The organism is Paraburkholderia sp. AV2, assembly GCF_054968425.1.
Genome location: NZ_JBANLK010000020.1, coordinates 89,642 through 108,682, shown reverse-complemented (window position 1 = coordinate 108,682; position 19,041 = coordinate 89,642). Strand labels below are relative to the sequence as shown.

Below are 19,041 nucleotides of genomic sequence, written 5' to 3'. Positions count from 1 at the left end.
CTGTAACCCGGAACCCCGGCCTCTCCCACAGAGCGCCGGGGTTTCGGCGTTTACGCACTCCACTCGCCGGACCCCGGCAGCCCGCGCAAATCCCGCGCACAAAAAAACCGTCCCGAAGGACGGCTTTGTCATCCTGGCTGGTGCGAAACCGATTCAGTGCGCGCTGTCCTGCAACCGATTCGGTGGCCGGCATCACGGATATTTCCTGCCGGCGGAAGGTGCCAACGACATTGTGTTGGCGTTATTCTCTTTCCCAAGCTTGGCTTTGTCGCCATCCCGACGTTCAAGCAAAAAGGCCCGTCACAACCGTGACGGGCCTTTCCACAAATAACTTCAGTCAGCACAACGAAAAACCGCTCAACGCTCCAGGAACGGCCGCAGCTTGTCGGCCCGGCTCGGGTGCATGAGCTTGCGCATCGCCTTGCTTTCGATCTGGCGGATCCGCTCGCGCGTCACGTCGAACTGCTTACCCACTTCTTCGAGCGTGTGATCCGACGTCGTGTCGATGCCGTAGCGCATGCGCAGCACCTTCGCCTCACGCGGCGAGAGCGCCTTGAGCGCCTCGTCGATCGCGGCACGCATGTTCGCGTGGATCGCCGCGTCGGCAGGCGAAGCGGAGCCGGCGTCTTCGATCATGTCGCCGAGCGTCGCGTCGCCGTCGTCGCCCACCGGGCTTTCGAGCGAGACGGGCTGCTTCGCGATCTTCAGGATGCCGCGCACCTTCTCTTCGGTCATGCCCATGCGTGCGGCCAGATCCGCCGGATGCGCTTCCATGCCCGTCTGTTGCAGGATCTCGCGCGAGATGCGGTTCAGCTTGTTGATCGTCTCGATCATGTGCACCGGCACGCGGATCGTGCGCGCCTGATCGGCGAGCGCGCGCGTCACGGCCTGGCGCACCCACCACGTGGCGTAGGTCGAAAACTTCCAGCCGCGTCGGTATTCGAACTTGTCCACGGCCTTCATGAGGCCGATGTTGCCTTCCTGGATCAGGTCGAGGAACTGCATGCCGCGGTTCACGTACTTCTTCGCGATCGAGATCACGAGACGCAGGTTGGCCTTCACCATCTCGCCCTTGGCCTGGCGCATCTTGGCTTCGGCGGCGGTCATGCGGCGGTTGATGGCCTTGATCTGCTGCAGCGAGAGCGACGCGGCGGCTTCGATTTCGGCGAGCTTGTTCTGCTCGGCCTGGATGGCCGGCAGGCTGCGTTCCATCGAGGGGCCATACTTGCTCGACTTCGCGGCCATGCGCGTGGTCCAGTCGAGTTCGGTCTCGTGGCCCGGGAACTGCTCGACAAAGGTCTCGCGCGGCATGCCGCAGCGATCCACCACGATGCTCAGCACGTTGCGCTCGATTGCGCGAATTTGCGCCACCTGGGCCTGCAGCAACTGGCAGAGGCGGTCGATCGTGCGCGCCGTGAAACGGATCGGCGCGAGCTCGCGCTGGATATCTTCGCAGATCTTCATTTCGGCGGCCGATGCGCGCGCTTCCGAATCGGTCGTGCATGCCATCTGGTCGAAGAGCGTACGCACGCGCGTGAAGATCGCGAGGCTGTCGGCCTTCAGCTGCGCGAGTTGCGCTTCATTGGCCTTGTTGGCGTCAGCCTCGCTGTCCTCTTCGTCGGAGCCGTCGCTTTCTTCGGCGTCGTCAGCCTGCGCTTCGATCTCCGCACCGTCTTCGGCGTCGGCTATTTCGGCCTCGGCTGCCGGCTCGTCGCTGCCGATGCCGTCGACGAGTTCATCGATGCGCATCTCTTCGGCCTCGATGCGATCCGCGTCCGCGAGGATCGTCGCGACGATCGACGGGCACGCCGCGATCGCCTGAATCATTTCCTGCAGGCCGTCTTCGATGCGCTTCGCGACTTCGATTTCGCCGGCGCGCGTGAGCAGTTCGCTCGAGCCCATTTCGCGCATGTACATACGCACGGGGTCGGTCGTGCGGCCGAACTCCGAGTCGACGGTCGAGAGCGCGACTTCGACTTCCTCGTCCGCTTCGTCGTCGCTTTGCGTGTCTGCGCGCGCTTCGTCGTTGAGCAGCAGCGTTTCGGCGTCGGGCGCTTGCTCGTAGACCTGCACGCCCATGTCGTTGAACGTGGCAACGATCGTTTCGAGGGCGGCCGTCTGCGCGAAGTTGTCGGGCAGATGGTCGTTGATGTCGGCGTGCGTCAAATAGCCGCGTTCGCGGCCGAGCTTGATCAGCGCCCGCATCTGATGCTGACGCTTTTCGAGTTGCGAGCTTGTGTCCAACTGAGTCGTATCGCCGGCCTTCTCTTTCGAGGCGCGGCGGGCAGGGCGGGCAGACGAGGCCAGCACGTCGTCCCGGTCATGGCTTGTCAATACGTTCTCCTTGAAGAGGGGGCCTGACAAGGGCAAAAAGAGTCACGCGCCAGCGGCGTTGCGTCCTGGCGAAGACGAAATTGCAGGGGAGTAGGCGGGGGCGAATGCCGGTTCCGCCGGGCGAACGCCAGACGCACAGGGCGTGAGGCGGCCTGAATTTTCGTGCAATGCAGAAAGATCGCGTATGGTAGTGCGTTACGCCATGCGAGGCAACCTGAATCGTCGTGTGTAACGCACAGTTTCGCATTCGCATAGGGTCGGATTACCACGCCGGCTGAACCGCACCGGTTTCCAGTCGATTTTCGACGCCGGAAAGTGCGATCGGTTCGATCGAATCCTCTGATCAATAAGCGTGCGCACTGCTTTCCGGCCCTCAATCGCGAATGGCGACCCTATGATGAACGCGTTTGCCCGATGACTGGTTGACCGCCGCAACGTCCAGCAAAAGCGTGGCGCCGCTGGGCGCCTGTTCCGCAATTGAGGCCTCGAACGCCGAATACAAGCGGCCGGCCGTGTCGCGCACGTTGCCGCTTTCCGTGGCGATCAGTCTTCGCGTGTCGCGACAGCGCCCGTCAAGTCCAGTAACGGACCGAGCGTCTTTTCTATATAGCTCACGAGCGCGCGCGTGCGCGCATTGACCATGCGGCCGACCGTGAACGGCGACCCGAGCTGGACTTTGCCGATGCCGGCGCGCTACGTGATCGGCCTGGGCGGCGTGATTCTGTATCCGGAGGTCAATCCGGACTACACGCGCCGCCCCGAGCCGTCCGATCTGCTGCCCGTGCTGCAACATGCGCGCACAACGGTCTGAGGTAGCGCCGAAGCCCGGCGCGGGAGGCGCAAGGTAACCGGATTTGGGATCCGGCGACCTTGCAGGCTGGAACGCGGCGCACGGCGCGGCTTTCCGAGGGCCGCGCAACGCGTTTCCGACGGAATTTCTCTGACGAATCGGCCTCTTTCCGGGGCCAACTTCCCATAACCGGTGACCTTTCGAGGCTTCGTCCCCTCCACCCGGCGACCTGTGCGATCGCTACCCGCATCTTTTCCTTCCGGGCCGCCTGGCGCCGCGACCTGCTGCGGCTATCTGGCGACCTATTGGCTACCTACCGCGGCCGTCCGCTCATCTCTTTCAATCCGTTGATCACGACGAGCAGCGCGCGGCCGTGCTCCTCCGATCCGTCCCACGCTTCGACGATCGCGTTGCGGAGCAAGTCGTTATAGGCAGCGTCATGCCGTCCGGCGGGCGGAGGTTTGACATCGTAGAAACTGCATAGCTTATTGAATGACGCGCTCCGGCGTAGCCGGCGCCCGTTCGACGACCGAAGTCGCGAGACGGTAGGCTGGCTAACTCCCGAAAGCCTTGCTATTTCGCTGGCCGAGCGGGAATCTGCCGACAGCCGCATCAATAGCTCCTGCACCGGAAAATGTTTGTCTGGGGCTTCCATGTCATGCATTATACCTATACAGTAACGACTATTGAATTGCTCGCCGAATTGGCGAGTCGATGTATTCCGAGGAAGTCGATGGCACTGAAACACCTACCGCCCACCTTTTGCTGGTCCCGATCCGGATCGGAGACCGGGGAAGATCTCGCTACGCTCATGCTGCGCAAGGAGTGGGAGCGCAGGCTGGGCGGCGGGCGGTTCCTGTGGGGCATCAGCCAGTCGCTCGGCAGCAGCGCGCAGGTCGCGGCACTGCGCACGGGCTCGCTGCTTGCGCTCTTTTCGCCTTCGGCGGGCCGGCCCCGCCATGTGCCGCGCAAACGCGAAGACGCGCTGGTATGGAACGCCTGGGTCGATGCGGGCGGGCAGGTGCGGCAACTGCCCATGCATGTATTCGTGGCGAGCCGCACGACCTGGCCTTCGGGGCGCGCCCGCGATCACCACTACGCGCTGGTGTGCGCTTCGCCCACCGAGCTCAGCATCGGTAGCAGCCTCAACATCTGTCCCGAGCGGCTGCGCAGCGTGAGCACCGGCAAGGCGCCGTGCGTGTCGCAAGCCACGGTCGTGGTCGATCGCGTGGAGCGCGCGGGAGAGCCTGCGCCGGCGGGCAAGCCGTACCCCGTCGCGCTGGGCGTCGAGCTCGAAGCGCCGTACTTCGTGCGCCTCACGCAGCCCACGCTCGTCAAGGCGCGCGATCTTGCGTCGATTCACGAGGCCGTGCGCAACGGCGATTTCGAAGCCTATGCGGATCTCACGAAGCGCATGCGCAGCCAGCCGGCCACGCAGCAAACGCGCGGCTTCACGCGCGATCTCTTCGATATGTCTCCGGTCGAGCCGGTCGTTGCGGCCCGGCACGGGGGCGCACGTTCACGGGCACGCAGCGTTGCGCGCGTGACCGACTGGACGCAACTGACGATGGAACTCTTCCATGGCGATCATCATCCGTTCACGAGAAGCCGAGGCCGCGCAACGCTTCGTTGAAGCGACGCGCAACGTCGAGGTGGCCTTTCGCGCCGTTCGCGGCGAGGCCGAATTCGAAGTCTCATCGATGGCTCATGGAGCCGCGCAGTCGCGCCTCGACCACGCGCTGGACGAGCTTGCGCGCGCCGAGGCGCTGTTCGACTCCGTCGTCAGCGTGCAGGGGCGCCGGCACGGTCCGAATCATCTGGATACCTGAACGATTGGGCCGGCCGTGACCCACGAAGCCGCCCGGACCAGTGTGGACCCAATGGCGCTGGTGGCGCTGGAGCAGCATTTCGCGCCGCGCGAGCGGATCGTTACCGACCCTCTCGCCGTCGCGCTCCTCCCCGGCGCCGCGCGAGCGGCACTTGCCCGCATGGGCCCGCGTGCGGCCAACGTGTTGGCCGCACTGGCGGAGCGACGCTACCCGGGCCTATGGGGCGGCATCCTGTGCCGCAAGCGCTTTATCGACGACAAGCTGCGCGAGGCGCTGGACGGGATCGAAGCGCTCGTCAATCTCGGCGCGGGCTTCGACACGCGCGCATACCGCATGCTGCCGGGCACCCGCGTACGCGCGTGGGAACTGGATCAGCCGGTGAATATCGATGCGAAGTGGCGGCGTCTGTCGCAGCGCCTCGGTTCTTTGCCGCCGCAAATCCATCTCGTGGCGGCGGACCTTGGGCACGACGCGCTGGACGCGACGCTTACCGCTCACGGCTACGCGCCGCAGCAGCGAACGTTCTTCATCTGGGAGGGCGTCACGCAGTATCTCGACGAAGCGGGCGTGCGCAAGACCCTCGAATTTCTCGCGACGGCGGTGCCCGGCAGTCGCCTGGCGTTGACCTACGTGCGCCGGGATTTTCTGGAGGGGGTGCCGCTGGATGGCCAGGACGTGTTCTATCGCCGCTTTGTGGCGAAGCATGCGATCTGGCGATACGGCATCGATCCGGCAGAACTGCCCTCATTGCTTGCGTCTTACGGCTGGCGCGTGATCGACGCACCGGAGCCGGCCGAGCTTGCGCGGCGCTACATCGTGCCAACGGGCCGTACGCTCGTCTGCATGCCGATCGAGCGATCGGTCTACGCGGAGCGCATCTGAAACGAGGCGGCGGCGCGCGGCCGCCACCGGCCTGACTGCCAGCCCTATTTCACCGTGAACGAGTAATGGCCCTGCGTGCGATGCCCGTCCGCGGCGACGGCTACCCACGCAACCGTATAGACGCCCGGCGTCAGCGCATTGAGCCCCACCGACATGTGTTTGCTGTCCGAAGCGTCGACTTCGGATTTGCCGCTCGTAACGGACTTGCCCTGAGCATCGGTGACGGCGATCGAGCTGAACGCAGGCTCGAGCGCGTCGTCGAATTCAATCGCCACGTCCTTCTGCGTGGCCGGCACGGTGGCGCCCGCGGAGGGCTCCTGGTGCTTGGGATAGGCATGCGCGTGGGCGAGCTGGCAGGTGGCGACGAAAAGCGCGGCAACGGTGGCGCGTACGGCAGTATGCAGTTTCATGGATAGTCTCCTTCGATCAGAAGAGGGGTTTGCCAAGCGAATTCGGGAAGAGATCGTCGAAATACAGGTGGGCGTCGAGCAGCACGCCGACGTGATTGCCGGTCAGGCGGTTGACCGGAATCTCGGCTTCGACGCCGAGCTGGCCATAGCGGTTGAGCCACAGGACGCCCGGGTTGATGGTCCCGGTCGTCTGCCCGGAACATGCGCCCGCCGTGCAGGTCGCCATGGGCGCTTCGACAACAAGGTACAGGTTGCTGAACGGCTGCGGCAACCCAAGATCCTTCACCTCCTGCTGCAGGTAAGGGATGCTGTACTGCAGGGTGAACGCCCAGCCGAACGAGTTCGGCCCTTCCGCCGATGTCGCGGTCGTCAGGTTGGGCCCGATCTGGGCCGTGATGGCGAACGGCCTCAGGTAGCTGAGCGAGGCGGGCAGGTCGCCAAAGCCTTTGCCGAAATAGACCGTGGGCGAGAACGTGGAATACGGGTCTGCGACCGACTTCGCGCCCGTGCCGCCGATGGTGGCGAGCAGCCCGACCGACGCCATGAACTCGTGCCGGGCGTTCGCGTAGACGAGGTATTTCGCGCCTATCGTCACGTCGTCCCAGCCCTTGGCCGAATTGCCGCCCGGCGCGTTCTGGCCCACATAGTCGCTCTGTACGATCAGGTCGAGATTCTTCGTGATGAGCTTGTCCCACTCGTAGGAGACGGTGTTGACGTTCATGTTGTCGCCGTCGTCGTCGGGCGACTTGATATGGCCGAATTGCGTGTCGAATTCGTCGCCCACGCCGGGGTCGTCCACGGTGAGCGTGGCCGGGAAGACGCGGTCGCCGACCACGGCGTGCGCGCGCGCGGCCGTCGGGCCGGCCGCGCACAGGACTGCGGCCGAAGCGAGCAGGGCGGCGCGCGCAGGCGCGATATGCCGCCTGAAGTGCGTATGCATGTGATTTTTCCTGATGTGTGTTTCCGAAGTCATGCGCGCACGCATGACGGCCAGCCGCGGCTGCGGGTGCAGCGCGGTGTTCGGTTTTTCGGTTCGTTACCGGGGGAGCCGGGGGTGGACCGGATCAGGAAAAGGCGGGAGGGGCGCGCGGCTGCGCGGTGGTATGGATGGCCAGCGCGCGGATTTCGGGCCGCGCCGGCGCAACCGTCGCGCGTGCGATGGCGAGCGAGACAGCAAACGGCACGGACACGCCGGGGAGCACGGGCACATGCGCGAGCAGGCCGCAATACGGGCAGGCCTGCCAGTGCTGCATGGGCGCATGCTGGCCGCTGTCCTGCGTCGCGCCGGTGCCGGCTTCGGCCGTGCAGTAAGTGGCGAGCGCGTTGCCCAGGCGATGATGGGCGGCCAGCGTCTGCGAAACGGTCGGCGCAAGCGTGCTCAGCAGGATTGCAAGCAATCCGAGCAGGCTGCCGAGTTTCTGTAGACGGATGCGTAGCATGCGGCGCGGGCGTGCGCCACGAAGGCGCGGTTCAGGTGCAGGCGAGGCGCGCCGCGGTGCAGCGTGGCGTGCTCGGGTGCGCCGATTATGCCACGCAAAGCCGGAGTGCCCATGCATGCGCGGCTATGCCGCGATTCGCGGCGATGGAACGGGAAATGCTTGTTTTCAGGCCGCCATTCTGAATGGGAGCCGGGTCATGGCCACGGAGTTCGCTACTCGCTTTTCGCACGTCAAGCCGCAGGACACCGCATTCGAGAGCGGCGGCCTGCGCGACTTCTTCGTCTATCGCGATCTGGGGATCGCGGCGGCGACGCACGGCAAGGTCGTCGCGCAGCTCGTGCGCGCGAATCAGCCGCCCGAGCAGGGCACCGGCTGGCACCGGCACGAGGCCGACTTCCATATCGTCATCATGCTCAAGGGCTGGGCGCGCTTCATGTATGGCGAGCAGGAGACGCTCGTCGAGGCGGGTGACTGCGTGCATCAGGCGCCAGGCATCGCGCATTACCTCTTCGACTACTCGCCCGATATGGAGTACCTGGAAATCGTGAGCCCCGCGAGCTTCAAGTCGATCGACGTCGAAGCCCCCTGCGCGGTCCCCGCGCCTGCGCCCTGGCGTACCGCGAACGTTTGATGCAGGGCGCCATACGGGACATTGCGCCGGACATCGCGCGGGCCTTGCCTCAGGTCTGCGCCGCCTTCGCGATGACGGCGGCGGTCCTGGCTTCAGCGTCGACGAGCTGGCGCAGGCTCACCTGCTCGCCGTGCGCCCCGGCTTGCGAAGCCGAGCCGAAGCGGCGCACGCGCGGCTCGTGATCGTGAATCGTCGCGCGCACCATGGGGTAGATCTGCGACTCCCATTTGCGGCCGTTGAACACGCCGTAATGTCCCACGCCGGTTTGCACGTGATGTGTCTTCATGTACGGGCGCAGCGCCGCACACAGCTCCTGGGCCGCTACGGTCTGTCCCACGGCGCAGATGTCGTCTTTTTCGCCTTCGATCGTGAGGAGCGCCGTGCGGCGGATCGCATGCGGCTCGACGAGGCGCTCGCCCACCTTCAGCCTGCCGAGCGGCAGTGCGTATTGCTGGAATACCGAGCTTACGGTTTCGAGGTAGAACTCGGCGGTGAGGTCGGTGGTGGCGAAATACTCTTCGTAGAACGTACGGATGGCGTCGGCCCTGGCCGGATCGCCCTTCGCGCGTTCGCGGTGCAGATCGGCGAACGAGGCCGCGTGCCGCTCCAGATTCATCGACATGAACGCGGTGAGCTGCACGAAGCCCGGGTAGACGCGCCGCTGCGCGCCGGCGAAGCCGCCCGGCACGACACTGATGAGGTTGCGCTCGAACCATTCGATGGGCTTGCTGTTCGCGAGATCGTTCACGCGCGTGGGATTCACGCGGCAATCGATGGGGCCGGCCATGAGCGTCATGCTGGCGGGCTGGGACGGATCGTTGTCGGCGGCCATCAGCGAAACCGCGGCGAGCGCCGCCACCGTGGGCTGGCAGATCGCGACGAGGTGAGCGTCCGGCCCGATGCGGCGAATGAACGAGATGACGTGCTCCACATATTCGTCGAAGCCGAAGCGGCCGGCCGCAAGCGGGACGTCGCGCGGGTTGTGCCAGTCGGTGATATAGACGTCGTGGTCGGCGAGCATGGTGCGCACCGTGCCGCGCAGGAGCGTTGCGAAGTGCCCCGACATCGGGGCGACGATCAGCACGCGAGGCTGCGGTACGGCGCTGTCCTTGCGAAAGTGCAACAGCGAGCCGAACGGCGTACGTTTCACGTACTCCTCATGAACGGCCACGGGTTCGCCGTTCACGTCGATCTGGCCGATGCCGAAAGGCGGCCGCGCATGCGTGAGGCCCATCATCTCGACGAGTTCGCAGCACGCGTCCAGGTGCCGCGCGTCGAGGCCGAAGCCTGCGGTGGCCTCGGGCCATGCGGCGAGGGCGGCGCGCACGGCCGAGGCGCCGGCGCGCCATGGGGCGCCAAGATCGGCGATGGCCTGATAGAGCGGATAAGCGAGCAGGTTCATGGGGCGCAGACCGGGCGAAGGCCACAGCGGGGACAGGCGTGAGCAAGCAATACGTGAGCCAGCGTGACGCCGGCGACTGGCACGACGCTTGCGGCGAACCGCTTGCAAAGGCGGTGCCGCGGCCTCGCGAACGAGACGCGCATGATCCGGCGGTCCGCACCGCGCCGCAAGTTGGTGCATCGCTCGCCGTTCGCGGTGCGCGGCGCACCCCGACGACACCACTTGAGATGGCATCGCCACGCGGAGACGCGCATGAGTCAGACGGAAACGACCTTGACGATCAGCAGCCGGAATTATTCGTCGTGGTCGATGCGGGGCTGGCTGCTGGCGAAGCTGGCGGGACTGCCGTTCGAGACGGTGACCGTGCCCGTGGACGATCCCGCGGCGCGCGCGGAGTTGCTGCTGCTTTCGCCGTCGATCCTCGTGCCCTGCCTGCAGCACGACGGCATCAAGATCTGGGACACGCTCGCGATCTGCGAGTATCTGAACGAGGCGTGCCCGAACGCGGGTTTGCTGCCGGCCGGGCGCAATGCGCGCGCGCATTGCCGCTCGATCTGCGGCGAGATGCATTCGGGCTTCAGCGCATTGCGTTCGGCTTTGCCGATGAACCTGCGCGGCCACTTCCCCGACTTTCGCGTGTGGTCGCGTGCGCAGGACGACATCGAACGCATCGTGACGATCTGGCGCGAATGCTTTGCCGCTTATGGCGGCCCCTGGCTCTTTGGCGAGATCTGCGCCGCCGACGCCATGTATGCGCCTGTCGTCACGCGTCTTCTGACCTATGACGTGAAGCTCGACCGCGACATCGCCGACTACTGCCTGCGCGTGCTCAAGCAACCCTTCGTCGCGGAGTGGATCGCGGCGGCCCAGTCGGAGACCGAGGATATCGACGAGCTCGACGTCGAGTTCTAGATTTACGCGTGGCGCCGGGCGTTGCAGTACCACATCGTTGGCGTGCGCTCAACGTCGTGATGCGCAGCATCCAGTACGCGAATGGCGTGCGCGTGGGTTGAGCGCAAGCGTTACGCGGAAGGCGCGCGCCGCGCCGCGCGTTGCGGGATCAGCACGACGCAGCCCACCATGAACACGATCAGGATGGCCGACGCGTAGAAGCGGCTGAAATCCAGGCCGCCTTGCGCGACCGGCTTGTCGAGCAGATCCCCGAGCGTGGCGCCAAGCGGGCGCGTGAGCACGAACGCGGCCCAGAAGAGTGCCGTGCGCGATACGCGCGGCCAGAGCCGGAGCAGCGCCACGACCACGAGTCCGGCGCCGAAGAGGGCGGCGCCCGTTTCGAAGCCGAGGCCGAGCCCGCCGCGATCGTCGTCGGCGACCCAGTCGCCGAGCGCGGTGCCGAGCGTCTGCGAGAACAGAATCGTGATCCAGTAGAACCATTCCGCGCGTGCGCTCACGACGCTCTCGACCGACACCGTGCCCTCGACGCGATACCAGACGGCAAGGCTCGCGACGAGCAACGCGGCGACGATCGAGACGCCGCCCGGATAGCCGACGCCGAGCGAGCGGTCGCAGAAGTCGGCGAGCGTCGTGCCGAGCGTGGTCGTCGCGACGATGGTGGCCCAGTACAGGAAGGGATAGAACCGCTGTGCGCGGATCTGGCCCGAGACCAGTACGATGAAGCTCACGAGGAAGATCAGCGAGCCGGCGAGATAGCCGAGATTCAGCGACATCGTCACCCAGTCGCCGCCCGTTTCGCCGAGCGTGGTGGCCGCGATCTTGATGAGCCAGAAGCCGAGCGTGACCTCGGGGACCTTGCTGACGACATGACCGGCAAGACTTCGACTGCTGGAATGCATGGGGCGACTCCCTGGGGAACGTACGGAGGAAACGAAACAGTCGCGCACTTTAAGCTTCCGCGGCTTAACGAACACTTAAGCGGCACGGAGCAGTGCGTCGCGCATTCGCATGGCATGCAGTTTAAGCCCGACTTAAGCCGCGATGCGGGACAATGCAGGGTTGCGATAAACGGGGAGCGCCATGCGCCTCTTGCTGGTGGAAGACGACGAGATGATCGGCGAGACGGTGCTCGAGTCGATGCGGCGCGAAGGCTATGCGGTCGACTGGGCGCATGACGGACGCGAGGCCGAGCTCTCGCTCGGCAGCGGCGTCTACGACCTCGTTCTGCTTGATCTGGGCCTGCCGAAGAAGGACGGCATCGCGGTGCTCACCGACTATCGCCTGCGCGACGGCGATGCGCCCGTGCTTGTCCTGACCGCGCGCGACGCGGTGAGCGAGCGCATCGGCGCCCTCGACGCCGGCGCCGACGACTACCTCATCAAGCCCTTCGACCTCGACGAACTGGCAGCCCGCGCCCGCGCGCTGCTGCGCCGGCGCACGGGCAAAAAGCAGCCTGTCTATACGCACGGCGCGCTGCTGCTCGATCCGGCCGGCCATGAAGTGACGATGAACGGCGAGAACGTGGCGCTGCTGCCGCGCGAGTTCGCGTTGCTGCGTGCGTTGATCGAGGAGCCCGCGCGGGTGTTTACGCGGGCCGAGCTCGAAGAGCGCATGTACGGCTGGGGCGAGGAAGTGGGCAGCAACACGATCGAAGTGCATGTCCACAGCTTGCGCCGCAAGCTCGGCCCGGAGCAGATCGTTACGGTGCGCGGCGTGGGCTACCGGCTCAAGAGGTGCGAATGAGTTCGATACGCCGCAAGCTGCTGGGCGGCCTGATCTGCGGGTTCGCTGTCGCTTCGGCGATTTCCGCGTTCGGCATCTTTCACACGGCCCGTAAGGAGGCCAGCGAACTGTTCGACTACGAGTTGCGCACGGTGGCGCTCTCGATGCCGGCGAATCTCGAAGCCGCACGCAATGTCGAGCAACCCGATCCGGAATACGAAGGCATTGCCGACGACCTCATCCTGATCGAGATCTGGGACGACGCCGGCCATCTCGTCTACCACTCGCGCATGACGCCTACGCTGCCGCGCTATGTGAGCGGCATTCGCACGGTCGAACACGAGGAGAATCGCTGGCGCGTGTACGGCACGCAGCAGGCGGGGCGCTACGTGCAGGTCGCGCAACCGGTTTCGGTGCGCGACGGGCTCGCGCTCAGGCTCGCGCTGCATACCCTGTGGCCGTTCGCCCTGTTCGTGCCGGCGGCGATTGCGCTCGTGCTGCTCGTCGCGGCACGCGGGCTCGCGCCCGTGAGCGCGCTCTCGACGGCACTCGCGACGCGCTCGCTCAACTCGCTCGAACCGCTGCGCATCGACAACACAACGCCGGTCGAACTGCGACCGCTCGTCGAGGCGCTGAACGACTTGCTGCAACGCCTGAGAATCGCTTCGCAGACCCAACGCAACTTCATCGCCGACGCGGCGCACGAACTGCGCTCGCCGCTCGCTGCGCTCAAGCTTCAGCTTCAGGCGGCGCTGCGCGACGGTACGCTCAGCGGCGAGGCGCACACGCTAGAACGTGTCTCCATGCGGCTCAATCGCCTCATCCGGCTCGCGCAGCAACTGCTGACGCTCGCGCGCGAGGACGCCGGCCCCGAGCGCGACGCGGCGCGCGTGAGCCTGCGCAAGCTCGCGGAGCACGCGGTTGGCGACTTCTCGCTGCTGGCGGAGGAGAAGGGCATCGACCTCGGTCTCGAACACCGCGCGCCGGTCTCCCCAGACGATCCGTGCGAGGTGCTCGCGGACGCGCATGGCCTCGCCACGCTCCTCGGCAACCTGATCGACAACGCGGTCCGCTACACCCCGCAGGGCGGCAAGGTCGATCTCGTGCTGACGCGCAGCGGCGACCGGCTCGGCTTCCAGGTGGTCGACAACGGACCCGGCATTCCGGCGGACGAGCTCGAACGCGTGCTCGACCGCTTCTACCGCAGCAGCCATGTGCCCGGCACGGGCAGCGGGCTCGGGCTTTCCATTGCGTGGCGCATTGCGGAGCGGCAGGCCCTGACGCTGACATTGCAGAACAATGCCGACGGGCACGGCCTGACCGTGGCCGTGGAAGGGCTGAGCGCAGCCGGCGCTTGAGACGGCGCAGGCCTTCCGGCCGTTGCCACGCTTTATTCCCGCGCACGGAGTTGTCGCCTACCCGACAGAATCCGCGCGGGATTACCGACATCATGCCTCCACGCCTCTGGCCACGCGACGCCGCCGGTACCGCACAGGCGCCCGCGAGTCGCGCGACGCGTCCGGAGATCGCCCACCCACTTGTGCAGGTGACCATGAAGCAATTCGGTGATTACCAGAACGAAATCTACTTCAAAGGCCTCCACGGCATTCGGCCGAGTCTTCCCGTGGATTTCAAACGGCTGGAGGAGCGGGCGGCCTCCGCCCTGTCGCCGTCGCTGCTGAGCTACGTCCAGGGCGGTTGCGGCGACGAGTCCACGCAGCGCCGCAATGTCGATGCCTTCGCGGAGTGGGGGATCGTGCCGCGCATGCTGGTCGATACGCGCGAGCGCGATCTTTCCGTCGAGATGTTCGGAAAGCGCTACCCGTCCCCGCTGATGCTCGCGCCGATCGGCGTGATCGGCGCGTGTGCGCAGGACGGCCACGGCGACATCGCGACGGCGAAGGCCGCGGCGGAAGCCGGCGTGCCGATGATCGCTTCCACGCTGATGAACGACCCGCTCGAAACGGTTGCGCAAGCGTTGGGCGAAGGCACGGCCTTCTTCCAGCTCTATACGCCCAAGGATCGCGATCTTGCCGCGAGCTTCGTGCGGCGGGCCGAAACGGCCGGCTACCAGGGCATCGTCGTCACGCTCGACACCTGGCTGACGGGCTGGCGCCCGCGCGACCTCAACGACAGCAACTTTCCCCAGTTGCGCGGCGTGGCGCTCGCCAATTACTTCTCGGATCCGCACTTCCGCGCAAAGCTCGCGGCGCCGCCGGAAGAGGATATCGCCGGGGCCGTGCGTCAATGGGCATCGGTATTCGGGCAGACCGTCACCTGGGACGATCTGGTCTGGCTGCGCTCCCTCACCCGCCTGCCGCTGATCGTCAAAGGCATCCAGCATCCCGACGACGCGAAGCGCGCCGTCGACACCGGCGTCGACGCGATCTATTGCTCGAACCATGGCGGCCGCCAGGCCAACGGCGGAATCGCCTCGATCGACCTCCTGCCCGCGCTCGTCGCGGCATGCGGCAAGGTTCCGGTCTGGTTCGATTCGGGCATCCGTTCGGGCACCGACGTCGTCAAGGCGCTCGCGATGGGGGCCAGCATGGTCGGCGTCGGCCGGCCGTATGCCTATGGTCTTGCGCTGGGCGGCGCGGCCGGCGTCGTCCACGTCGTGCGGTCCCTGCTTGCCGAGGCGGATCTGCTGATGGCCGTCGACGGCTTCCCCGATCTCGCGATGCTGCGGGCCGCGGGCGTGCGCCGCACGCGCCCGTAACGCTATCCACCGGCCCGGCTCTTCTGGCCGAGTGGCCAGGTCTCACACGTCTCACACCAACAACTGCCGCGACAGCACCTCTCTCGCCTGCGTCACCGTTTCCCGTTCGCCGGGATGCGGCGGCGTGAGCGAGAACACGGCCTCGGGCAACACCGGCAACCGGTACTTCGCGCCCAGCCGCACGAGCCCGTCCGGGATCGACGACGCGCAGAGGCAGCCCACGCCGAGGCCGGCCGCGACCATCGATTGCAGGCCAGCCACGCCGGACGCGCTGTGCACGAGCTCGTAGGGCAGCGCCTTGTCTTCGAGCGAACGCACCGCGGTCTGGTGCATCATGCAGTCGTCCGGCAGCAGCACGAGCGGCAGCCGCTCGGGCAACTGCTCCGCCAGCGCCGCCGACGCGACCCAGTAGAGCGGCTCGCGCCGCAGGATCCACTGGGCGTCGCTGGCAACGGGCCGGTACGGCCCCGTCGAGAGGTTCATGACCACACCCAGGTCGATCTGCCCCTTCGTCTGGGCGAGTTCGATATCGGCGCTCTTCATCGCGCGCACATGCAGGCTGAGCCGCGGGTAGCACTCGCGCAGCCGCGCGAGCAGGCCCGCCACCTCGTTGGGACGGAAATATTCGGTGATCGCGACACGCAGCTCGCCCTTGATCGCCTGGCCGCGCAGTTCGTCGAAAGCGGCCTCGTTGAGCGCTACGAGACGCCGCGCATGCTCCAGCAGCCGTGTGCCCGAAGCGGTCGGCTCGACGCCGCGCTTGCTGCGCACGAAAAGCGGCACGCCCGCGCGCTCCTCGAGCTTGCGCACCTGTTCGCTGACGGTCGATTGCGAGAGATGCAGCAGCGGCGCAGCCGCGGAGAGGCTGCCCGCCTCCGCCACCGCTGTGAAGGTCTTCAACTGGTCGAAATCGAAACCGCGCATCGCACGCCTCATCCATCGGGATATGCGATGGATGCTACCATCATTTCCCGCTTTTCCGGATCATGAGGAAAGGTCAGAATGGCGTCTCGAATGCCCGGCTGTGGGTTCCTGAAAAGGCGAGCGGCTGTGGCGCTGATTGGCCCATCTGGCCCATCATCCGGCCCCCCATCGAGATTTCGCTCATGACAGACAGCACGCTTGCCGCACGCGCTCCGGCGTGCGGCGCCACCGCTAAGGTGGCGCACAACCATCACGGCTGGGCGCTGGTCGTCTTGCTGGTCGGCGCGATCCTGCCGCCGATCGACTACTTCATCGTGAACCTCGCATTGCCGGCCATCCGCGACGGACTCGGCGCGCAACCCGCCGAGCTGGAGCTGGTGATCTCCGCCTATGCCTGCGCGAATGCCGTTGCCCAGATCACGGGCGGCCGCCTGGGCGACCTGTACGGCCGCAAACGCATCTTCATGATCGGCATGACCGGCTTCGTCCTTGCGTCCACGCTTTGCGGGCTGGCCGGCAGTGGCGGCGTGCTGGTTGCCGGGCGCGTGCTCCAGGGTCTGTTCGCGGCCATTCTGGCGCCGCAGGTGCTCGCCACGATCCGTAGCGTCTTCACGCCGCACGAACAGGTGCGCGTCATGGGGTTCTACGGCTTCGTGTTCGGGCTTGCCGCCGTCATCGGCCAGCTTGGCGGCGGCGCGCTGATCAGCCTGCATCCGTTCGGGCTGGGCTGGCGCGCAATTTTCCTCGTCAATCTGCCGATCGGTCTGCTTGCGCTCCTCGGCAGCTGGCGCTTCATCCCGGAAAGCCGGCCGCCGCGCGGCCAGCGCATCGATCTGCCCGGCACGCTCCTGCTCTCGCTGTTCCTGCTGATGCTCGTGTATCCGCTCACGCGCGGACGCGAGGCCGGCTGGCCGCTGTGGATGCTGGCCTGCCTCGCCGGTTCGTTGCCGGTGCTCGGTTGGCTGCTGCGCGTGGAGTGGCGCAAGCTCGTGGAGGGCCGCGATCCGCTGCTGGATCTGCGTCTTTTCCGCAACCCCGTGGTGGCGCTGGGCCTCGCGCTGGCGTTTCTGTTCTACACGATGAGCGCGTTCTTCCTGACCTATGGCATCTATCTTCAAGGCGGCCTGCACTGGTCGCCGCTCGCCTCGGGGCTCGCGATCCTGCCGTTCGGCCTGGGGTTTCTTTCGAGCCCGCTGCTGATGCCGCAGCTCGTCCATCGGTTCGGCGGTTACCGCGTGCTCACGCTCGGCTACGTGCTGCTCGCGTGCGGGCTCGCGGCCTCTGCCGCGTTCGCGGGAAGCTCCGCGCCCGGATTGGGCTTTTACCTGGGACTCGCTGCGATCGGCATGGGGCAGGGGCTCGTGCTTCCCTCTGTCGTGCGGATCGTGCTGGCCGAGGTGGCGCCCGAACGGGCGGGCGTGGCGTCGGGGATGGTGACGGCGACGCTGCAGATTGGCGCGGCTGTGGGTGCCGCAACGCTCGGCGGGGTGTTCTTCTCGGCGCTCGGTGCGCATCCCATGGTCGCCGATTATGTGCACGCGTTCAGGACTACGATGTTTGTGCTCGTCGGGGTGCTGCTGGCCTACGTGGCGCTTTCTCTCGCGCTTGGGCCGTTGCATCGGCGTTTGCATGGGCGCGCGTGATGCCGGGCGGCACGGACTCCTGAAACAGGTGCGCACACATGAAGTCGACGAAAACGCGCAGCTTCGGCGAAAGCTGCCGGCTGGACGGCCACAGGATCGAGAGCTGGCCGAGCGCGATCGGGTGATCGCCGAGCGCCGTGACGAGCGCGCCGCTGGCGAGCGTTTCCTGGGCAAGGAAGTCCGGCATGAAGCCGATCCCGAAGCCCGCGGCTACTGCGCCGCGCAGCGCCTCCATGTTGTTGCAGGTCATCGTCGTGCGCAGGTTCGGCGGCTCGCTGCCGTCGGGCGTGAGCGCGCTGCTTGCCGGACTCGTGCAGGCGCGGCTGCACGCGGCGCTCCCGCAAGCGCAGCCGGCCGCGGTGGCCGATGCTGCTGCGCGGCTCGCGGCGGGGAACCTTGCCGATGCGGCGGCGCGACTGCCGGGCCTCGCGCCCGCGACACTGCAGGCCGGCTACCACGCGGCGTTTGGCCAGTTACTCGACGGACTCGCGCTGATCACGCTGCTATGCGCGCTCGCCGCGTTTGCGTTCCTGAGCCGCGTTCGGGTGAGGGACGAGGCGCTCGGCGAACCGTCGCGCCGTTCCGGGATTCCCGCCACGGAGCAGCTTTAATTTCGCGCTTCGGCCTGCCGACAATCGATCAACTCTACGCCACGCCAAGCACCATGAGATGCATCGCGCGCCGCTCGACGAAGCCCAGCTTTTCGTAGAGCGCGATGGCGCCGCGATTCGACGCGATCACGTGCAGAAAGGGCGTTTCGGAACGCGCGGCAATGGTCGAGATCAGCCGCTTCATGAGACTTGCTGCAAGACCTTGCCCTCGAAAAGCCGGGTCTACGCAGACCGCGCTGATCTCCGTGAAGCCGTCCGGCTTGATGCGTTCGCCGGCCATCGCGGCGAGCTTGCCCTCGTGACGAATGCCGATATAGGTGCCGAGCTCGATGGTGCGCGGACCGAAGGGGCCGGGTTGCGTGGCCGCCACGAGGGCGAGCATTTCGGGCACATCCTGGACCGTCAGCCTCACGTGCGGCGGTTCGTGCTGGCGGTCGGGTTCGCCTTGCCACACCATCTGCAGCAGGGTGTCGCGCCTCGCGATGGAGAAACCCGCGGGAGGCACGACCTCGCTCACGGTCACCAGGGCAGTCGGGCCGTGCTGCTCGATGAGCGCGCGCAACGTCCGGAACGACTCCGGGCTGGTGTCGGCTATCGCCCCGAACGGAGCGACCGTGCCTGCATAGCGCCGCACGCGGTCGTCTCCTTCCGCGAAGGCGTGGTGTCTGCCGGCGAGCGCGTTCCCTATCGCCTTGTCCAGCGGGTGCGCGGTGCCGGCTTCCTGTTCGGCGAGGGTCGTTTCCGCCATGCTGTCCTCCTGCATCGATCATGTGGTGGTGCAAAGAATAGACGC

At 66.5% G+C, this 19,041-nt stretch carries 19 protein-coding genes and 3 pseudogenes; 12 read left to right on the top strand and 10 right to left on the bottom strand.

Translation table 11 applies throughout. From position 1 onward, the window contains the following. Window positions 1-175 precede the first annotated feature (175 nt). A pseudogene (locus V8683_RS16115) lies at window positions 176-265 on the top strand (NIPSNAP family protein); the annotation flags it as partial. Between the two features lie 92 nt (window positions 266-357). Here the strand turns inward: V8683_RS16115 and rpoD are convergent. Next, on the bottom strand, window positions 358-2,334 hold the full coding sequence (gene rpoD / locus V8683_RS16110; protein WP_411192579.1) for an RNA polymerase sigma factor RpoD: 1,977 nt from the start codon (window positions 2,332-2,334) through the stop codon (window positions 358-360). A gap of 646 nt (window positions 2,335-2,980) precedes the next feature. Here rpoD and V8683_RS16105 point away from each other — a divergent pair. Continuing rightward, window positions 2,981-3,145, top strand: a pseudogene (locus V8683_RS16105) (peroxiredoxin-like family protein); the annotation flags it as partial. Between the two features lie 292 nt (window positions 3,146-3,437). Here the strand turns inward: V8683_RS16105 and V8683_RS16100 are convergent. Continuing rightward, entirely contained in the window at window positions 3,438-3,779 is a 342-nt protein-coding gene (locus V8683_RS16100; protein WP_411192580.1) for a helix-turn-helix domain-containing protein, read from the bottom strand. A gap of 78 nt (window positions 3,780-3,857) precedes the next feature. On the opposite strand from V8683_RS16100, the gene V8683_RS16095 reads away from it, so the two are divergent. From V8683_RS16095 to V8683_RS16085, 3 genes are read left to right on the top strand one after another with little or no spacing between them, the layout of a single operon-like run. Further along, window positions 3,858-4,757 (top strand): hypothetical protein, encoded by a 900-nt coding sequence (locus V8683_RS16095; protein WP_411192582.1) that lies wholly within the window; start codon window positions 3,858-3,860, stop codon window positions 4,755-4,757. Then, window positions 4,705-4,953 carry a hypothetical protein gene (locus tag V8683_RS16090; RefSeq protein ID WP_411192583.1) on the top strand — a complete coding sequence of 83 codons (249 nt, stop codon included), beginning with the start codon at window positions 4,705-4,707 and terminating at the stop codon, window positions 4,951-4,953. Before V8683_RS16095 ends, V8683_RS16090 begins: the two co-directional genes overlap by 53 nt. A 15-nt stretch (window positions 4,954-4,968) precedes the next feature. Continuing rightward, window positions 4,969-5,835 carry an SAM-dependent methyltransferase gene (locus V8683_RS16085; RefSeq protein WP_411192584.1) on the top strand — a complete coding sequence of 289 codons (867 nt, stop codon included), beginning with the start codon at window positions 4,969-4,971 and terminating at the stop codon, window positions 5,833-5,835. Window positions 5,836-5,879: 44 nt separating this feature from the next. Here the strand turns inward: V8683_RS16085 and V8683_RS16080 are convergent, their stop codons facing one another. From V8683_RS16080 to V8683_RS16070, 3 genes are all read right to left on the bottom strand, one after another. Further along, window positions 5,880-6,245, bottom strand: a complete 366-nt coding sequence (locus V8683_RS16080; protein ID WP_411192585.1) for a copper resistance CopC family protein — start codon at window positions 6,243-6,245, stop codon at window positions 5,880-5,882. A 16-nt stretch (window positions 6,246-6,261) separates the two neighbouring features. Next, a complete protein-coding gene (locus V8683_RS16075; RefSeq protein WP_411192586.1) occupies window positions 6,262-7,185 on the bottom strand; it encodes a hypothetical protein in 924 nt (307 codons plus the stop codon). Window positions 7,186-7,309: 124 nt separating this feature from the next. Beyond that, window positions 7,310-7,684: a DUF2946 domain-containing protein gene (locus tag V8683_RS16070; RefSeq protein WP_411192587.1), complete on the bottom strand. Its 375-nt coding sequence runs from the start codon at window positions 7,682-7,684 to the stop codon at window positions 7,310-7,312. 196 nt (window positions 7,685-7,880) lie between these two features. Between V8683_RS16070 and V8683_RS16065 the strand changes: the two genes are divergently transcribed. After that, window positions 7,881-8,315: a cupin domain-containing protein gene (locus tag V8683_RS16065; RefSeq protein ID WP_411192588.1), complete on the top strand. Its 435-nt coding sequence runs from the start codon at window positions 7,881-7,883 to the stop codon at window positions 8,313-8,315. A gap of 49 nt (window positions 8,316-8,364) precedes the next feature. Here V8683_RS16065 and V8683_RS16060 read toward each other — a convergent pair whose 3' ends face one another. Then, window positions 8,365-9,717: a polyhydroxyalkanoate depolymerase gene (locus tag V8683_RS16060; protein ID WP_411192590.1), complete on the bottom strand. Its 1,353-nt coding sequence runs from the start codon at window positions 9,715-9,717 to the stop codon at window positions 8,365-8,367. A gap of 252 nt (window positions 9,718-9,969) precedes the next feature. On the opposite strand from V8683_RS16060, the gene V8683_RS16055 reads away from it, so the two are divergent. After that, window positions 9,970-10,629, top strand: a complete 660-nt coding sequence (locus tag V8683_RS16055) for a glutathione S-transferase family protein (RefSeq protein ID WP_411192591.1) — start codon at window positions 9,970-9,972, stop codon at window positions 10,627-10,629. A gap of 110 nt (window positions 10,630-10,739) precedes the next feature. Here V8683_RS16055 and V8683_RS16050 read toward each other — a convergent pair whose 3' ends face one another. After that, window positions 10,740-11,528, bottom strand: coding sequence for a COG4705 family protein (locus tag V8683_RS16050; protein ID WP_411192593.1), 789 nt, complete (start codon window positions 11,526-11,528; stop codon window positions 10,740-10,742). Window positions 11,529-11,709: 181 nt separating this feature from the next. On the opposite strand from V8683_RS16050, the gene V8683_RS16045 reads away from it, so the two are divergent. The 3 genes from V8683_RS16045 to V8683_RS16035 all read left to right on the top strand — a co-directional run bounded on the left by V8683_RS16045 (window position 11,710) and on the right by V8683_RS16035 (window position 15,070). Then, a complete protein-coding gene (locus tag V8683_RS16045) occupies window positions 11,710-12,372 on the top strand; it encodes a response regulator (protein ID WP_411192594.1) in 663 nt (220 codons plus the stop codon). After that, window positions 12,369-13,709, top strand: coding sequence for an ATP-binding protein (locus V8683_RS16040; RefSeq protein WP_411192595.1), 1,341 nt, complete (start codon window positions 12,369-12,371; stop codon window positions 13,707-13,709). Before V8683_RS16045 ends, V8683_RS16040 begins: the two co-directional genes overlap by 4 nt. Window positions 13,710-13,903: 194 nt before the next feature. Further along, the gene (locus V8683_RS16035; protein WP_411192596.1) at window positions 13,904-15,070 is read left to right on the top strand and encodes an alpha-hydroxy-acid oxidizing protein; all 1,167 of its coding nucleotides are present in this window, start codon (window positions 13,904-13,906) and stop codon (window positions 15,068-15,070) included. A 51-nt stretch (window positions 15,071-15,121) separates the two neighbouring features. Here V8683_RS16035 and V8683_RS16030 read toward each other — a convergent pair whose 3' ends face one another. Continuing rightward, window positions 15,122-15,994, bottom strand: coding sequence for a LysR family transcriptional regulator (locus V8683_RS16030; protein ID WP_411192597.1), 873 nt, complete (start codon window positions 15,992-15,994; stop codon window positions 15,122-15,124). Between the two features lie 182 nt (window positions 15,995-16,176). Between V8683_RS16030 and V8683_RS16025 the strand changes: the two genes are divergently transcribed. Next, the gene (locus tag V8683_RS16025; RefSeq protein ID WP_411192598.1) at window positions 16,177-17,637 is read left to right on the top strand and encodes an MFS transporter; all 1,461 of its coding nucleotides are present in this window, start codon (window positions 16,177-16,179) and stop codon (window positions 17,635-17,637) included. A 19-nt stretch (window positions 17,638-17,656) separates the two neighbouring features. Here V8683_RS16025 and V8683_RS16020 read toward each other — a convergent pair. Continuing rightward, window positions 17,657-17,932, bottom strand: a pseudogene (locus V8683_RS16020) (LysR substrate-binding domain-containing protein); the annotation flags it as partial. Here V8683_RS16020 and V8683_RS16015 point away from each other — a divergent pair. Continuing rightward, window positions 17,823-18,248 carry a hypothetical protein gene (locus V8683_RS16015; RefSeq protein WP_411192599.1) on the top strand — a complete coding sequence of 142 codons (426 nt, stop codon included), beginning with the start codon at window positions 17,823-17,825 and terminating at the stop codon, window positions 18,246-18,248. The pseudogene V8683_RS16020 and the gene V8683_RS16015 overlap by 110 nt on opposite strands. A 34-nt stretch (window positions 18,249-18,282) precedes the next feature. On the opposite strand, the gene V8683_RS16010 is transcribed toward V8683_RS16015, so the two are convergent. Continuing rightward, window positions 18,283-18,996: a GNAT family N-acetyltransferase gene (locus V8683_RS16010; protein WP_411192600.1), complete on the bottom strand. Its 714-nt coding sequence runs from the start codon at window positions 18,994-18,996 to the stop codon at window positions 18,283-18,285. Window positions 18,997-19,041: the final 45 nt, after the last annotated feature.

Bases quoted from the DNA above. Each gene is read 5' to 3' on its own strand.
- V8683_RS16100 (WP_411192580.1), bottom strand. From the start codon at position 3,779: ATGGAAGCCCCAGACAAACATTTTCCGGTGCAGGAGCTATTGATGCGG.
- V8683_RS16095 (WP_411192582.1), top strand. From the start codon at position 3,858: ATGGCACTGAAACACCTACCGCCCACCTTTTGCTGGTCCCGATCCGGA.
- V8683_RS16090 (WP_411192583.1), top strand. From the start codon at position 4,705: ATGGCGATCATCATCCGTTCACGAGAAGCCGAGGCCGCGCAACGCTTC.
- V8683_RS16080 (WP_411192585.1), bottom strand. From the start codon at position 6,245: ATGAAACTGCATACTGCCGTACGCGCCACCGTTGCCGCGCTTTTCGTC.
- V8683_RS16075 (WP_411192586.1), bottom strand. From the start codon at position 7,185: ATGCATACGCACTTCAGGCGGCATATCGCGCCTGCGCGCGCCGCCCTG.
- V8683_RS16070 (WP_411192587.1), bottom strand. From the start codon at position 7,684: ATGCTACGCATCCGTCTACAGAAACTCGGCAGCCTGCTCGGATTGCTT.
- V8683_RS16065 (WP_411192588.1), top strand. From the start codon at position 7,881: ATGGCCACGGAGTTCGCTACTCGCTTTTCGCACGTCAAGCCGCAGGAC.
- V8683_RS16060 (WP_411192590.1), bottom strand. From the start codon at position 9,717: ATGAACCTGCTCGCTTATCCGCTCTATCAGGCCATCGCCGATCTTGGC.
- V8683_RS16055 (WP_411192591.1), top strand. From the start codon at position 9,970: ATGAGTCAGACGGAAACGACCTTGACGATCAGCAGCCGGAATTATTCG.
- V8683_RS16050 (WP_411192593.1), bottom strand. From the start codon at position 11,528: ATGCATTCCAGCAGTCGAAGTCTTGCCGGTCATGTCGTCAGCAAGGTC.
- V8683_RS16045 (WP_411192594.1), top strand. From the start codon at position 11,710: ATGCGCCTCTTGCTGGTGGAAGACGACGAGATGATCGGCGAGACGGTG.
- V8683_RS16040 (WP_411192595.1), top strand. From the start codon at position 12,369: ATGAGTTCGATACGCCGCAAGCTGCTGGGCGGCCTGATCTGCGGGTTC.
- V8683_RS16035 (WP_411192596.1), top strand. From the start codon at position 13,904: ATGAAGCAATTCGGTGATTACCAGAACGAAATCTACTTCAAAGGCCTC.
- V8683_RS16030 (WP_411192597.1), bottom strand. From the start codon at position 15,994: ATGCGCGGTTTCGATTTCGACCAGTTGAAGACCTTCACAGCGGTGGCG.
- V8683_RS16025 (WP_411192598.1), top strand. From the start codon at position 16,177: ATGACAGACAGCACGCTTGCCGCACGCGCTCCGGCGTGCGGCGCCACC.
- V8683_RS16015 (WP_411192599.1), top strand. From the start codon at position 17,823: ATGAAGCCGATCCCGAAGCCCGCGGCTACTGCGCCGCGCAGCGCCTCC.
- V8683_RS16010 (WP_411192600.1), bottom strand. From the start codon at position 18,996: ATGGCGGAAACGACCCTCGCCGAACAGGAAGCCGGCACCGCGCACCCG.